This window comes from Achromobacter sp. CF-sbj1-Ac2-l (assembly GCF_052698165.1).
In genome coordinates this window covers 5,242,695-5,256,833 of sequence record NZ_CP199855.1, presented here as the reverse complement: position 1 = coordinate 5,256,833, position 14,139 = coordinate 5,242,695, and the positions used below count along the sequence as shown (strand labels likewise).

Here is a 14,139-nt window from a genome sequence, read left to right as displayed (position 1 = left end):
GCGTGCCTCGTCAGGATTTGGGGAACCACGGGAAGAAGGTCGAGGTGCGGCGCTGATACTCGCGGTAGTCGTCGCCGCGAGTGCGCAGTGCCTGCTGCTCGGTGAAGGGAATGCCGCTGATCCAGCGCAGGAAGACGTACATCAGCGCGGGGCCCAGCCACGCCAGCCAGTTCAGGGGCGAGCCCCAGGCCAGCGCGACGTAGCCGAACCAATGGCACCATTCGAAGAAATAGTTGGGATGCCGTGAATAGCGCCACAGGCCGTCGCGGCAGGTCCGGCCGCGATGGGCCGGATCGTCGCGAAAGCGGTCGAGCTGGCGGTCGGCGATGACTTCGCCGGCCAGCGCCGCCAGCCAGATCGCCAGGCCCAGCGCGACGGGCAGACCACGCGCGGGGCTCACGCCCACGGCCAGGAAGGGCAGGCTGAACAGCATCACCAGGCCGGCCTGGAACATGAATAGGCCGAAGAACTTGCCTTGATGGCCCGCCCAGTATTCGCGCAGCGCGCGGTAGCGTCCATCCTCGCCATGCCGGACCCTGCGCCACAGGTGCCAGGCCAGCCGCAGCGACCAGACGCCGGCCATCGCGGCCAGGCTGGCCCTGGGCGCCCAGTCGCCTTGGCCGGTGGCGGCGATCAGCAAGGCGCTGGCGCCCAGGCCCGCGGCCCAGACCACGTCGACGATGCCCGCGTTGGCGTGGCGGCGCTGCCAGCTCCAGGCCAACGTCATGGCGATGACCATGACGGCGGCGATGATCAGCCATTGCGACAGGGGATTCATGCGGCCTCCCGCGTCCAGCGGTGCGCGCGGCGCGTCAGCGCCGGCAGGATCAGCCCCCAGCCCAGTGCCAGCGCCGCGGTCGCGCGCCAGGCGGGCGCCTCGAACTGCACCGCCTGCCAGCCGCGCGCGGCGCCCCAGTAGGCGAGCGGCCCGCCGATGGCGCCGAAAGCAAAGGCCAGCCAGCGGCGCGGCCGCAGGTAGGCCAGTGAATGGTTCAGCGTCAGCGCGAAGGCCGCCCACAGCGCCAGGATCCAGCGTGGCGCGGGCCAGGCGTCGGCGGCGTAGACCGCCCAGCCCAACGCGGACAGCGCACCGTCGAGCAGGCAACCGCACAGCAACGCGGCGGCGGCCAGCTTCAGGTCGGCGCGCCACTCGGCCGAGCAGGCCAGTTGCGCGGCAATGAAGACCAGGGCCGAGACCACGCCCGGCCACGCCAGGCCGCGGCCCGCGCCGATGACGGCGCTGAACCAGACAAGCTGGTAGCCGAGCAGGTTGGCCCAGAAGCGCATCACACGCCCGCCTGGACCCAGCGCTCGCCGTCGCCGCGGGCGCCGGGAGGGGTCAGCAACAGGTGCGAGACGCCGATCGAGCGTTCGCGAAAGCCGCCTTCGCAGTAGGCCAGGTAGAACTCCCACAGGCGGCAGAAGCGGCTGTCGAAGCCCTGTTCCCGCACCTCGGGCAGGTGCGCCAGGAAGCGGTGGCGCCAGGCTTGCAGGGTGCGGGCGTACGACAGGCCGAAATCCTCCAGGTGTACGAGGGCGAGGTCGCAGGCGCGCGTCTTGGCCCGCAGCATCGCTTCGATCGAGGGGATGAAGCTGCCAGGAAAGATATGGCGCTTGATGAAATCCACCTCGCCCAGCGCCTGCTGGTAGCGATGGTCCTCGATGGTGATGGCCTGGATCAACGCGCGCCCGTGCGGCGCGAGCAGGTCGGCGACCTTGGCGAAATAGGTCTCGAGGTATTGCGCGCCGATCGCCTCGATCATTTCGATCGACACCAGCTTGTCGTAGCGGCCCTGCAGATCGCGGTAGTCCTGCAGCACCACGCTGACGCGATCGTCCAGGCCCACGGCGCGCACCCGCGCCAGCGCCAGCGCGTGCTGTTCGCGCGAGATGGTGGCGGTGGTGACGTGGCAGCCGTAGTGGCGCGCGGCGTGGATGGCGAATCCGCCCCAGCCGCTGCCGATTTCGACGACACGGTCGCCCGGGCCGAGTTCCAGCTTGCGGCAGATGGTGTCCAGCTTGCGCCGCGAGGCCTCTTCCAGCGTGTCGTCGGCGCCGGCCCACAGCGCCGACGAGTACATCAGGTCCGGCGACAGGAACAGCGAGAAGAAATCGTTGCCCAGGTCGTAGTGGGCGGCGATGTTGCGGCGGCTGCCTTCGTGGGTGTTGCGGTTGCCGGCATGCCAGCGCTTGAGCGCCCAGCCGGCCACGCGTGCCAGCCCCGATTCCATGCCGTCCAGCGTGTCGCGGTTGCGCACCAGCAGGCGCACCAGGGCGACCAGATCGTCGCAGGTCCACAGGCCGTCGCCGTACGCTTCGCCCGCGCCGACGCTGCCCTGGGTGGCCACCAGGCGGTAGAAGGCCATGTCGCGGATGGTCAGGCGCACCACCGGCTCGCCGTCGCCCAGCGTGACGCTGCCCAGGTCGTCCTCGATGGCCAGCCGGCCGCTGGTGAGCGTCGAGAGACGGGCGAACAGGCGTCTGCGCAACAGGCGCTCCAGCGCTCCGGGCGGACGGGTCCCCGCGATGGCGGCATGTTCGGACGGCGTCATGGCTTTCATTGTGGTTCTCCGTTGGGCGTGCGGGGATGGTCGTGGATCGGGTTGCGTTTGAGCCAGAGGCGCAGGGCCTGCCAGTGGATGCCGCCGATGACCTGCAGGGTCATCAAGGGAAAGCGCCACAGCAGGCGAGCCAGCGCAGCGCCGTCGAGTTCGCGGCGTTGCAGGCGCAGGTTGGCGTCGAATTGCGGCTGGCCCTGGCGGTTGACGCGCATGTGCACCCGCAGATCCTCGCCCGGGGCGTTGAAGCGCCAGTCATAGATGCAGTCCATGGGCATGAAGGGGGAGACGTGAAAGCGTTTGTCGAAGCGCCAGGCCATGGCGTCGCCACGTCGCTCGGCCTGCGCGACCGGCAGGACGACGCAATGCCGTTGTTTCCATGGGGTGTTCGTGATCTCCGCCAGGATCGCGGCCAGGGTCACGCCGTCGGCTTCGTAGCAGTAGTAGAAGCTGACCGGGTTGAAGACATAGCCGGCGTAGCGCGGATGAGCCAGCAGTCGGATCGGCCCGGCGGGCGCCTCGCCCAGGCGCGCTCGCAGCCTGGCCCGCACCGCCTGCGCCAGCGGCTGCCCCGCCTCGCCATCCAGATAATCGCTGCGGCGCCATTCGGCCAGGTTGGGCCGGTCCACCGACCACAGCCAGCGGCGCTGGAACACCTGGTCGATTTCGTCCAGGTCCAGGTACAGTTGCGCCATGCGGTAGCTGAAGCCATGCGCGTGCGGCACGTGGCGCCTGTGCGTCACGCGGCCTTCGTAGAGGGCGCTGTGGCCGCTCATGCCGCCACCGCGGATAAGGCCGCGGCCTGCGATTGGATGCCCCGGACCACGTCCAGCGCGCTGGCCACGCCGTCCTCGTGAAAGCCCCAGCCCCAGTAGGCGCCCGCGTACCAGCAGCGGTGGTGGCCCGAGATCTCGTCGCGGCGCGCCTGGGCGGCCACGGACGCGAGGGTGTAAACGGGATGGTGGTAGCGCATGCGGGCCAGCACCTGCGTCGGATCGATGGCTTCGCTGCGATTGAGCGTGACGATGAAGGGGCGGCGCGATTGCAGGCCTTGCAAGAGGTTCATGCAGTAGCTGACCGAACACGGCGCCGACGGGTCGGCCGGCACGTAGGCATTCCACGCCGCCCAGGCCTTGGGGTGGCGTGGCAGCAGGCGCGCGTCGGTGTGCAGCACGACGTCATTGTGCTGATACGTGATCGCGCCGAGCACCTCGCGCTCGGCCGCGCTGGGCGCGGCCAGCAGCTTCAGGGCCTGGTCGCTGTGGCAGGCGAACACCACCTGGTCGTAGCGCGGCCGACCCTCGCACGAGGCCAGCGTGACGCCGTCCGCCTGGCGCGTGACCTGGTACACCGGGCAGTTCAGTCGCACCCGCACGTTCCAGCGTTCGCGCAGGGCGCGGATGTAGCTGCTGGACCCGCCCTGCACCACGCGCCATTGGGGGCGCGCATCGACTTGCAGCATCTGATGGTTGGCCATGAACTGCACCAGATAACGCGCCGGGAATTCGAGGATGCGCGCGGCGGGCGATGACCACAGCGCCGACGCCATCGGGATCAGGTGGTCGGCCTGGAATGCCTGGCCGTAGCGGTGCCGCGCCAGGTACTCGCCCAGCGTCGGGCCGGGCTCGTCGCCGGCCAGCAGGGCCGGGGCTTCGCGGTAGAAGCGCAACAGGTCGCGCACCATGCCCAGAAAGCGCGGCGACAGCAGGTTGCGGCGCTGGCAGAACAGGGTGTCGAGCGAGGTCGCGTTGTATTCCAGGCGGCCGGCCTCCTGGTGCACCGAGAAGCTCATGGTGGTGGGCTGCGAGCGCACGCCCAGCTCCTCCAGCATCGCCGTGAAGTGCGGATAGTTGACCGGGTTGTGCACGATGAAGCCGCTGTCCACCGCATAGCGGCGGCCGTCCTGCTCGACGTCGTGGGTGTGCGTGTGGCCGCCCAGGTAGTCGTTGGCCTCGTACAGGGTCACGTCATGGTCCTGGCCCAGCTTCCAGGCGCAGACCAGTCCCGCGATGCCCGAACCGATGATGGCGATGCGCATGGTCATTCCTTGGCGCGCGCCAGCACCCAGGCCGGCACGGGTTTCAGGTCCCAGATCAGGCCAGCGGCCGCCAGCAGGCGCAGGCCGTACCAGGTGAGGTCGATTTCCCGGGCGCGAAAGCCCTGGCGCGCCGAACCGGGATAGAAGTGGTGGTTGTTGTGCCAGCCTTCGCCGAAGGTCAATAGCGCCAGCCAGGCGTTGTTGCGGCTATCGTCGGCGGTGTCGTAGCGGCGCTTGCCGTAGCGGTGCGCCAGTGAATTGATGGTGACGGTCGCATGGAACAGCGCCACCGTCGAGATGAAGAAGCCCCACACCAGCATCTGCGGCCCGCTGGTGCCCAGGCCGGGCGCCAGGCGCTCGAGCGCGGCGCCCAGGGCATAGCACAGCAGCGCCAGCGCGATGGGCACGGCGGCGTCGAAGCGGTCCAGCCAGCGCAGTTCGCGGTAGCGGCGCAGATCCGGCACGCGCGCCAGGTCGGTGGCGAAGGCGCGCGGCGTCAGGAACCAGCCCATGTGGCTCCACCAGAAACCGTGGCGGGCCGGCGAGTGCAGATCCTGTTCGTCGTCGGCGTGGCGGTGATGGTGGCGGTGGTGCGCCGCCCACCACAACGGGCCGCGCTGGGCGCACGAAGCGCCGAGAATGGCGAAAACCAACTGCATGGCGCGCGAGGTGCGGAAGGTGCGGTGCGAGAAATAGCGGTGGTAGAAGCCGGTCAGGGCGAACATGCGCACGGCGTAGAGCGCCACCGCCACGGCCACCGCCACCGGCGAAACGCCGGTCCATGCGACGCCCAGGCAGCCAACGTGCAGCAGCGCGAAGGGCAGGGCGCGGGTCCAGTCGACGCGGTCGGGCGGGCCGGCGGGCGCGCCCGCCGCCTGGGTATCGACCCAGCGGCGTATCGAAGTGGTCCAGTGAGAGGGTTCAGGGCGCATCATCGTGTCCTGTTCGAGGCTTGCGGGGATATACGGGCGGGGCGGGCGGACGGATGCGTAGGTGGAAACCCTTAGTCGCACCGTCCCGTCAACGGCGTGGCCGCCGCGGCGTCCATGTCCTGCTCGGTGGGCGGGGCCAGTTCGGCGTCGGCGGGGAATTCGATGCGCACGGTCTGCGTGCCGCCGTTGCCGTCGCGCAGGTTGCTGGGGCCTTCGAAGCGGCGCAGGCGTCGGCTGTCGCGGTCGTAGGTCACGCGCAGCGGCGGCGCGGCGAAACCGTACCAGGCATCCAGCCGCAGCCGGAATACGCGCTCGCGCTGTTCGGGCACGTCGCGCGCCTGGACTTCCAGCGGCATCAGGGCCAATCGGCTGGGCACCAGGAACTGCAAGGGGCGGTCGGGTGAGTCCCAGTGCGCGCGCAGCCAGGCGTCGAAGCCGGCGTCGATCACCGGGTCTTCGGCCTGCGGCAGCGCCTGGCTGCGCGTGGTCGCGCTGGCGCGCGCCTGCACGTAGGCGTGGCGCACGCCGCCGCGGCTGCTGACGCCTTCGCGGTAGCCGTCGCGCTGGTCCAGCAGGGCGAAATCGGGCGCGGGATCATCCACGCCGCCGCGCACCCATTTGCGGGCGAAGGCGGCGCCGTCCGGACAGCGATACAGCACCAGCCGGGTCTGCCGCGCGCCGTCCCTGACGACCCAGTGCTCCTCGCGGTAGCGCTCGGCGCCGCCGTGCTGGGCATAGGCGTAGCCCACGTAGTGTTCGTTGGCCGCCTGGGCGCCAAGAGGCGCCAGCGGCAGGATCAGGGCGAGCAGCAGCGATGGGCGCATGTCATTCTCCCGGGGCGGAGCAGGGACGGGTCACGAACGCGGCCATGTCGTCCAGCACCGGCGCGCGCCAGCGCAAGGGCCGCGCCAGCGCGCCCACCAGCAGTTTGTGGCCGAGGTCGGGATACTCGACCAGGCGCGCGCAGGCGCCAGCGGCGCGCAGGGCGCGCGCCAGGCCGGCGCTGTTGCGCCGCGGGTCCACCGCGGTGTCGGCGCCGCCGGTCAGCAGCAGGCCCGGCGGGGCGTCGGCGCTGACGTGGCGGATCGGTTGCGAGTCGGCCGGCGTATCGGGAAACCGGAACACCGGCCGCACGTCACGCGCGACGATCGGCAGGAAGTCGTAGGGGCCCGCCAGGCCGATCCAGCCGGCCAGCGAGCCCGGCGCGGAGCCGGCATCGCGCAGCCAGCGCGGATCCAGGGCCAGCATGGCGGCGATGTAGCCGCCGGCGCTGTGGCCGGCCACGAACACCCGGCCCGGGTCGCCGCCATAGGCATCGATATGCCGTTGCGTCCACGCCACCGCCAGCGCCGCGTCCTGCAGGAACGCCGGGTAGATAGCCTCGGGATAGAGGCGGTAGTCGGCGATGACGGCGATGATGCCGCGCGAGGCCAGCGCGTCGCCCGCGAAGCGGTAGTCGGCGCGTTCGCCGCTGCGCCAACTGCCGCCGTAGAAGAACACCACCACCGGCGCGCCGGCGGCGTCCAGCGGCGCATGGATGTCCAGGCGCTGGCGCGGCAGCGGGCCATAGGCCAGCCCGGACGTGGCGCGGCTGGCGCCGTCGGGCACGGCGCCGTTGAGCAGGGTCAGGGGCGAGCAGGCGGCCAGCAGGCCTAGCGCCAGGCTGGCCAGCAGCAGTATCTCGAGCAGGCCGCGCTGGCCCGGGCCGATCCAGGAAGACATGGGGTGCTCCGCAACGGGGACACCCCTCTATACGGGCACGGGCCCGCGTTGGATGCGGCTCAGATCTTCAGCACGTCGCCGCTCATGATGACCGGCCCGGTGGGCGCGCCGGTGGGCGAGCCGCCCGGCGGCTCCAGCGTGATGGCCAGTTGCTGGACGCCGGCCAGGCCCTGGGCGCGGCGCAGCGCGGTCAGGCCTTCGGGCGACACCAGCCCGACCGACTGCGGCGCCTGCCCGGGCGGAATGGCCCAGAGTTCCAGGGACTTGCCGCCGGCGCGCGTCGCCAGGTTCTGCAGCGCGTGGATGTGCAGGCCGCCGGCTTCGTCGGCGCGCACCACCAGCATGGCTTGCGCCTCGGGGCTTTGCAGCACGGCCATCAGTTGCGCCCGGGCGGCGCGGTCCACCTGCATGGGATAGATGACGACGCCGGCCACCAGCAAGGCGGCCAGCGCGCCGCTGGCGACGCGCCAGAACGCCAGGCCGCGCCACCAGGGCGCCGCGCCCGGGTGCAGGCGGGATTGGATCGCGCGCCAGACGCGGCGCGGGGGCGTCCTGCCGGGCAGCGACCAGAGCAGGGGGTAGATGTCGTCTTCCCAGCCCCGCACCTGTCGGCGCAGATTGGCGTCGGCGGCCATCAGGCCCTCGAAGCGGCGGCGGGCGCCGCCGCGCATGGCGCCCGAGACGTAGTCGGCCGCCAGCCGGGCGCGCAATTGCGGATCGCGGTAGTTCATGACAGGCACCTCTTGAGCCGTTCCATGCCGCGCCGCACCCAGCTCTTGATCGTGCCCAGCGGCGCCTGCAGGCGGCGGGCGATCTCGCCGTGGCTCAGGTCGTCGAAAAAGGACAGCGCGATGGCCGTGCGCTGCTGGCCTTCCAGTTGCTTGAGGCAGTCGGCCAGGCGCCGGGCATCCTGGTCGGACTGCAGGCGCTCGAAGGGGCCGGGCGCGTCATCCGCCCAGGCCAGCGTCAGTTCGCCGTCGGCGTCCGGGCGCTCCAGGTCGGGCCTGCGCAGCAGGTCGATACAGCGGTTGCGCACGATGCGGGTCATCCAGGTCATGACTTGGCTCTGTTCCGAAGAATAGCGGGCGGCGTTGCGCCAGATATTGATGAAGCTGTCCTGGAGGACTTCTTCCGCCCAGTCGCTTCGTCGCAATATACGGACGGCAAGGGCAAACAGATGCGGGGACGTTTGACGATAGAGTTCGGCCAGCGCGGATTCCTGGCCGCGCGCGCAGTCTTGTATCAGGGCCTTCAGACGTATGGGGTCGGGCATGACGGGTATCCGGGGTCACATGGGGTGCGGCCGCAGAATGCGCGGAATGGGCGCCACGGCGGGACGCGCCGCGGCACCATCCGACATACTACCGAAAACTCCGGCCTCGTTGCGCGGCCTGGCCCTGCCGGTCACGTCATCCATTGCGTGAGGCCGCTCAGCCAGCAGCCGGCGCCATCGCCCCGCGCGCGTAGCTGGATTGCCGACGGGGAGCCCATGGCCACGCCCTGGCGCACCGTGCAGACCTGGCCGGCGGGGATGGCGCCGGTCTTGTCCAGATAGCCCCACAATGCCGCCGCCGCGATGCCGGTGGCGGCGTCCTCGGGATAGCCGGACGCCTTCGGAAACTGCCGCGCGCTGGCGCCGTCGGCCGTCAAGGCGTAGGGGTACAGGCCGGTCGAGCCGATGGCCTCGCACAGGCCGCGCATCGCATCGAAGTCGGGGGCCAGCGCGTCCAGCGCGGCCGCGTCGGGCAGCCGCACCAGGGTTTTGACGCGGCTGGTGCTGGCATTGACCATGTGCAGGCCCGGCAGCGCCGGATCGATGCGCAGCACGGCCGCGACGGCGCGGCACTGGTCTGGCGTCAGCGCGCGGGTGGTCGCGGCGGGTTGCGAGACCCAGGCCCGATCGCCGGCCTCGTCCCATTCGACGTCCACGCTGCCGCTCAGGGTCTGGACCCGCGTGGCGGGCGTGCGCCAGTGCCCCCATTGCCGCAGCGCCCAGAGCGTGCCGACGGTGGCGTGGCCGCACATCTCCATTTCATGGCCGGGCACGAAGAAGCGCAGCCGGCACAGGTGGCCATCGCGATCGGCCGGCGCCACGAAGGACGATTCGTGGCCGTGGCGCGCGGCCAGGGCCTGCATGTCGGCGGCCGTCATGCCGAGCGCGTCGAGCACCAGCGGCACGGGGTTGCCGCCGCGTCCGGCGTGGGCGGGATCGACGAAGACGCGCAGCAGGGCGGCCGAGCCGGCGGCCGGCGGGGCGGGCGCGCGGGGGGAGGGAAGGTCAGTCAAACTGGACTCCGAGGGTGGTGATGAGCTCGCCCCAGAAGGCGAGGTCGTGGGAGACGGTGTGGGCCAGCGCGTCGGCCGTGTCCGGGTGCACGTCGACGCCCTTGGCCGCCAGGTCCGCCGCGATGGCCGGATCCCGCAGCACCGTGTTCAGGGCAAGGTTCATCTTCTGCACGATGGCAGGCGGCGTGCCCTTCGGGAAAGCTAGGCCGTACCACAGCGATTGCGTGTAGGCGGGCATGCCTTGCGCGGCGAACGTCGGCACGTTCGGCAGGATCGGGGTGGCGGCGGTGGTGGCCACGGCGACCAGCTTGCCGCTCTGCACGAAGGGCGCCAGGCCCACGGGGTTGTCGAACATGATGTCGACCTGGCCGCCGATCAGGTCGGTGTAGGCGGGCGCCGCGCCGCGGTAGGGCACGTGGGTCAGGTCCAGGCGCTCGTCTTTCTTGAACATCTCGCCCAGCAGGTGCGACACGGTGCCGGCGCCCACCGAGGCATAGGTGGCGCTGCGGCCCTTGAGTGCCGCGACCAGCGCGGGCAGGGTGGTGGCCTTCAGGGCCGGCTGCGCGGCCAGCACGTAGGGCGAGGTGCCGATGAAGCCGACGTAGTCGAAATCGTGGGCCGGCTTGTACGGCAGATTCCTGTACAGGCTGGCGCTGAGCGCGACCGTGCTGGTGGTGACCGCGACGGCGGTATAGCCGTCGGGCCTGGCGCGCGCGGCCTGGCCGGTGCCCACCGTGCCGCCGGCGCCGCCGGCGTTCTGGATGATGACGGTCTGCTGCAATTGGCGCGTCAACGCCGGCTGCAGGGTGCGCACCACCAGGTCGGTGCCGCCGCCGGCCGGGAACGGCACGATCAGCGTGATCGGTTTGTCAGGCCAGGCCGGTTCGGCCGCCGCGGCGGCGAGCGGCAGGGCCAGGGGGGCGACGGACAACAGAGCGAGCGGCAATGCGCGGATCATGGACATCCCCTTGTATAGGTTGAACGCCCGATCGTAGGGGGCGGCCCGCGCGCGGGCGAACCACGGCGCGACAGGGGCCGATCCCGCACACGACAGCGGCCCGGCGGCGTGGACGCCGGGCTTGCGTGGACGCGGGCGCGCGTCGATACTGGGGCGACGTCCATTTCCGCCCGCGTTGGCCTGCCGCCGGCGCGGCATCCGCGCCGCCGACCCATCATGCGTTCCGTCCCGCTTTCGTCCAAACAGGACCTGATCGCCCAGACCGGCTTTGCCATTGCGGCCAGCCGCCAGCCGCACTACGCCTTTCACTGGCACGAGCACGACTGCGCCATGCTGCTCTGGCCGCGCGCCGGCGCGCTCGACAGCGCCTGGCAGGACGAGGAAGGCGCGCGCCGCCGCAGTCGCCTGGTTCGCGGCCAGGCCTTGCTGCTGCCCTCGCACGTTGAGCACAGCACGCGCGCCGAAAGCGCCGCGCAGCAGCATGGCGAACTCTATCTGGCGCCCGAACTGCTGCGCGACTGCCAGGCCGGCGGAGTGCTGCAACTGGACGGCGCGGCCCAGGCCATGCTGGACGCGCTGTGGAAGCCGGCGCTGTCGGCCGCGGCCCTGCCGATGCTGGTGGCGGCGCTGATCGCGCAGCTCGACGCGCATCACCGGCTGCAGGCCCACGCCCGCGTGACGCAGGCGCCGCTGCCGTTGGCGCGGCAATGGCTGGCGCTGCTGCGCGGTCGATTGGAGGAAGGGCAGCCGCTGCCCGCCATCGCGGAGTCGGCCAGCGCGCTCGGCGCCACCACGCGCACGCTGCAGCGCGCCTGCCAGCAAGCCTACGGACTCTCCCCCATCGCCCTGCGCCGCCAGCTCCTGGCGCAAGCCGCGCGCCAGCGGCTTGCGCTGGGCGAACCCTTGGCGCGGGTCAGCGCCGAATTGGGGTTTTCCAGCAGTGGCCACCTGGGCCGGCTGCTGCGCGCGGTCGGGGCCGGGCAGGACCCGGACCTTGCCGGGCCGTTCTGACGCGAATCGATATCGTCAGGTCGAGGCGGTCGACGCCTGCCGTGGCAGCGCCACGCGGAAGCGGGTGATGCCGTCGCGCGATTCGGCGCTGATGCGGCCGCCGTGGGATTGCGCCACCTGTTGCGCGATGAACAGTCCCAGCCCCAGGCCGCGATGGCCCCCGGCCGGCCGCGCGCCGCTGCGGAACGGGTTGAACAGTTGCGGCAGCAGTTCCGCGGGAATGCTGCCGCCGTTGCTGACGGTGACCACGACCCGGTCGGCAACGGAACCATCCACCTCGACCCGTACCGGCACGTCGCGGGCGCCGTGGTGCAAGGCGTTGCCGAGCAGATTGGCCAGCACCTGGGCGATGCGCTCGCCGTCCCATTCGCCGACCGGGTCGCCATGGCATTCGGCTTCGATCTGGCGGTCGGCGAAGCCGGCGCGCAATTCATCCAGGGTGCGGTGGACCAGCGTGTCCATGCCGATGCGCGCCGGCGCCAGCGCCAGTCCGCCGGCCTGGCGGATGCGCGTCACGTCGAGCAGGTCTTCGATCAGGTGCTTCATGCGCTCGCTGCTCTGGAGCATGCGTTGCGCCACGCTGACCACGCGCGCGTCGCCGCCCTGGCGCGCCAGCATCGAGGCGCCCATGATGACCGCCTGCAATGGCGTGCGCAGGTCATGGCTGAGCACGGCCATGAACATGTCGTTGACCCGCAGCGCCTCGGTGCGCGCCTCCAGTTGCTGCGCCAGCGCGCGCCGGCGCTCGTGCAACTCGAAGAACACGTTCGCCTTGCTGCGCAGCATGTAAGGGTCGACCGGCTTGTACAGAAAGTCCACCGCGCCGCTCTCGTAGCCGCGGAACTGCCAATTCTGTTCGCGCGAGCCGGCGGTGATGAAGATCAGCGGAATGTGGCGGGTGCGCTCGCTGCCGCGGATCAGCTCGGCCAGCTCGAAGCCGTTCATGTCGGGCATCTGCACATCGAGCAGCGCCAGCGCCACGTCGGGATGATTCAGCAGCAGTTCCAGCGCCTGCGGGCCGGATTGCGCTTTCAGCACTTCGACCCGGTCGCTCGCCAGCAGCGCTTCCAGCGCGACCAGATTTTCGGGCACGTCGTCGACCAGCAGGCACTTGATGCGGTCATCCGAGGGTTTGGCAGATGTCAATATCATGGTGTGGTGGATGTGGGGGGGCAGGGCCGCGGCTGCGCGGGCAACTGCGACAGCAGCGCCGCGATGGCGGCGGGCGCCAGGACCAGGGGGGCATCGATGCGCGCCAGGGCGGCGTCGGGCATGGCGCGCATCGCGGCGGTGTCCGGCGCCTGGACCACGGCGCGGCCGCCCGCGGCGTGGATGGCGGCCAGGCCGGCGGCGCCGTCTTCGTTGGCGCCCGACAGCAGCACCCCCAGCAACCGCTCGCCATAGCCGTCGGCGGCGGACTGGAACAGCACGTCGATTGAAGGCCGCGAGAAATGCACCAACGGGCCGATCGACAGCGCCAGGCGCGGCCCACGGTCGACCAGCAGGTGGTAGTCGGGGGGCGCGAAATAGACGTGCCCCGGCTGGATGGGCTGCTGGTCTTCAGCCTCGCACAGCGGCAGCGCGCAGCGGTCGCGGAAGATGTCGACCAAGAGGCTGCGGCGGTCGCGCGGCAGGTGCAGCAGCACGATCACCGCGGCGCGCAGGCCGGCCGGCAGGGCGGGCATCAGCAGGTTCAGGACCTCGATGGCGCCCGACGAGCCGCCGATGACGATGGCGTCCCAGGCGCCCGCCGCCTCGCCGCGATCCGGCGTTGGGGCGCTCACAGGCCGGCCTTCTTGCGGTAGATGCGGTCTTCGAGCACGAAATCGTCGAAGCCGTCGGCCTGGGCGGAAAAGCGCACCGATTCGCGCGAGCCCAGGCCCATGAAGCCGCGATGCACCAGCGCGTCATGGAACAGGCGCAATGCGCGGTTCTGCAGGTCGCGCTCGAAATAGATAAGCACGTTGCGGCACGAGACCAGGTGCACCTCCGCGAACACGCTGTCGGTCGCCAGGCTGTGGTCCGAGAACACCATGTGCTCGCGCAACTGCTTGTCGAACACCACACGCCCGTAGCGCGCGGTGTAGTAATCGGACAGCGAGCTGCGGCCGCCGGACTGGGCGTGGTTGCTGGTGAAGGCGGCCACCCGGTCCAGGTCGAACACGCCCTGCTCGGCCGCGCGCAGCGCATGCGGATTGATGTCGGTCGCGTAGATCAGGGCGCGGTCCAGCAGGCCTTCCTCATGCAGCAGGATGGCGAGCGAATAGACCTCCTCGCCGGTGCTGCAGCCGGCCACCCACACCTTGATAGAGGGGTAGGTGCGCAGGATGGGCACCACTTCGCGGCGCAGCGCCAGGAAATAGCTGGGGTCGCGAAACATGTCGCTGACCTGGACGGTCAGGAATTGCAGCAGGCTGGTGAACACCGGCGGCTCATGCAGCACGCGGTCCTGCAACTGCGACAGGGTCTTGCAGCCGAAGTGCGACAAGGCGCTGCGCAGGCGCCGCTTGAGCGAGGCCTGGGCATACTCGCGGAAGTCGTAGTGGTACTGGTGATAGATCGCGTCGAGCAGCAGCCGCTGCTCGATATCCTCGGTCTGCGCCTTGGGCGGAGGGGGCAGGGTCATGATCGCCG

The 14,139-nt window shown here is 70.9% G+C and carries 16 protein-coding genes; 1 reads left to right on the top strand and 15 read right to left on the bottom strand.

Translation table 11 applies throughout. The annotated features are described in order from the left end of the window. Positions 1-10: 10 nt before the first annotated feature. The 12 genes from ACUDCK_RS24145 to ACUDCK_RS24090 form a co-directional block, all read right to left on the bottom strand. Complete coding sequence (locus tag ACUDCK_RS24145; RefSeq protein ID WP_175167109.1) at positions 11-778, bottom strand: DUF1295 domain-containing protein; 768 nt, start codon at positions 776-778, stop codon at positions 11-13. Then, positions 775-1,287: a DUF2878 domain-containing protein gene (locus ACUDCK_RS24140; RefSeq protein WP_026384043.1), complete on the bottom strand. Its 513-nt coding sequence runs from the start codon at positions 1,285-1,287 to the stop codon at positions 775-777. The genes ACUDCK_RS24145 and ACUDCK_RS24140 overlap by 4 nt, the downstream gene beginning before the upstream one ends. Further along, positions 1,287-2,561: an SAM-dependent methyltransferase gene (locus tag ACUDCK_RS24135; RefSeq protein WP_175167110.1), complete on the bottom strand. Its 1,275-nt coding sequence runs from the start codon at positions 2,559-2,561 to the stop codon at positions 1,287-1,289. The genes ACUDCK_RS24140 and ACUDCK_RS24135 overlap by 1 nt, the downstream gene beginning before the upstream one ends. After that, entirely contained in the window at positions 2,558-3,334 is a 777-nt protein-coding gene (locus tag ACUDCK_RS24130) for a DUF1365 domain-containing protein (protein WP_054500751.1), read from the bottom strand. The genes ACUDCK_RS24135 and ACUDCK_RS24130 overlap by 4 nt, the downstream gene beginning before the upstream one ends. Beyond that, on the bottom strand, positions 3,331-4,596 hold the full coding sequence (locus ACUDCK_RS24125) for an NAD(P)/FAD-dependent oxidoreductase (RefSeq protein WP_054500752.1): 1,266 nt from the start codon (positions 4,594-4,596) through the stop codon (positions 3,331-3,333). Before ACUDCK_RS24125 ends, ACUDCK_RS24130 begins: the two co-directional genes overlap by 4 nt. Before the next feature lie 2 nt (positions 4,597-4,598). Beyond that, on the bottom strand, positions 4,599-5,528 hold the full coding sequence (locus tag ACUDCK_RS24120) for an acyl-CoA desaturase (RefSeq protein ID WP_244976867.1): 930 nt from the start codon (positions 5,526-5,528) through the stop codon (positions 4,599-4,601). A 71-nt stretch (positions 5,529-5,599) separates the two neighbouring features. Next, positions 5,600-6,352: a hypothetical protein gene (locus ACUDCK_RS24115; protein ID WP_175167112.1), complete on the bottom strand. Its 753-nt coding sequence runs from the start codon at positions 6,350-6,352 to the stop codon at positions 5,600-5,602. 1 nt (position 6,353) lies between these two features. Then, positions 6,354-7,250, bottom strand: coding sequence for an alpha/beta hydrolase (locus tag ACUDCK_RS24110; protein WP_175167113.1), 897 nt, complete (start codon positions 7,248-7,250; stop codon positions 6,354-6,356). Positions 7,251-7,309: 59 nt separating this feature from the next. Continuing rightward, complete coding sequence (locus tag ACUDCK_RS24105) at positions 7,310-7,981, bottom strand: anti-sigma factor (RefSeq protein ID WP_054500755.1); 672 nt, start codon at positions 7,979-7,981, stop codon at positions 7,310-7,312. Continuing rightward, on the bottom strand, positions 7,978-8,523 hold the full coding sequence (locus tag ACUDCK_RS24100) for an RNA polymerase sigma factor (protein WP_054500756.1): 546 nt from the start codon (positions 8,521-8,523) through the stop codon (positions 7,978-7,980). The genes ACUDCK_RS24105 and ACUDCK_RS24100 overlap by 4 nt, the downstream gene beginning before the upstream one ends. A gap of 131 nt (positions 8,524-8,654) precedes the next feature. Next, the gene (locus ACUDCK_RS24095) at positions 8,655-9,536 is read right to left on the bottom strand and encodes a PhzF family phenazine biosynthesis protein (RefSeq protein WP_054500757.1); all 882 of its coding nucleotides are present in this window, start codon (positions 9,534-9,536) and stop codon (positions 8,655-8,657) included. After that, a complete protein-coding gene (locus ACUDCK_RS24090) occupies positions 9,529-10,494 on the bottom strand; it encodes a Bug family tripartite tricarboxylate transporter substrate binding protein (protein ID WP_064523070.1) in 966 nt (321 codons plus the stop codon). Before ACUDCK_RS24090 ends, ACUDCK_RS24095 begins: the two co-directional genes overlap by 8 nt. 216 nt (positions 10,495-10,710) lie before the next feature. Here ACUDCK_RS24090 and ACUDCK_RS24085 point away from each other — a divergent pair, with 216 nt between their 5' ends. Continuing rightward, complete coding sequence (locus tag ACUDCK_RS24085) at positions 10,711-11,505, top strand: AraC family transcriptional regulator (protein ID WP_064523058.1); 795 nt, start codon at positions 10,711-10,713, stop codon at positions 11,503-11,505. A gap of 15 nt (positions 11,506-11,520) precedes the next feature. On the opposite strand, the gene ACUDCK_RS24080 is transcribed toward ACUDCK_RS24085, so the two are convergent. Genes ACUDCK_RS24080 through ACUDCK_RS24070 form a run of 3 tightly spaced genes read right to left on the bottom strand, consistent with a single transcriptional unit; the run spans position 11,521 to position 14,131 of the window. Then, a complete protein-coding gene (locus tag ACUDCK_RS24080; protein ID WP_054484794.1) occupies positions 11,521-12,657 on the bottom strand; it encodes a hybrid sensor histidine kinase/response regulator in 1,137 nt (378 codons plus the stop codon). Further along, positions 12,654-13,289, bottom strand: coding sequence for a chemotaxis protein CheB (locus ACUDCK_RS24075; protein WP_054500760.1), 636 nt, complete (start codon positions 13,287-13,289; stop codon positions 12,654-12,656). The genes ACUDCK_RS24080 and ACUDCK_RS24075 overlap by 4 nt, the downstream gene beginning before the upstream one ends. Continuing rightward, positions 13,286-14,131 (bottom strand): CheR family methyltransferase, encoded by an 846-nt coding sequence (locus tag ACUDCK_RS24070; protein ID WP_054500761.1) that lies wholly within the window; start codon positions 14,129-14,131, stop codon positions 13,286-13,288. Before ACUDCK_RS24070 ends, ACUDCK_RS24075 begins: the two co-directional genes overlap by 4 nt. Positions 14,132-14,139 lie beyond the last annotated feature (8 nt).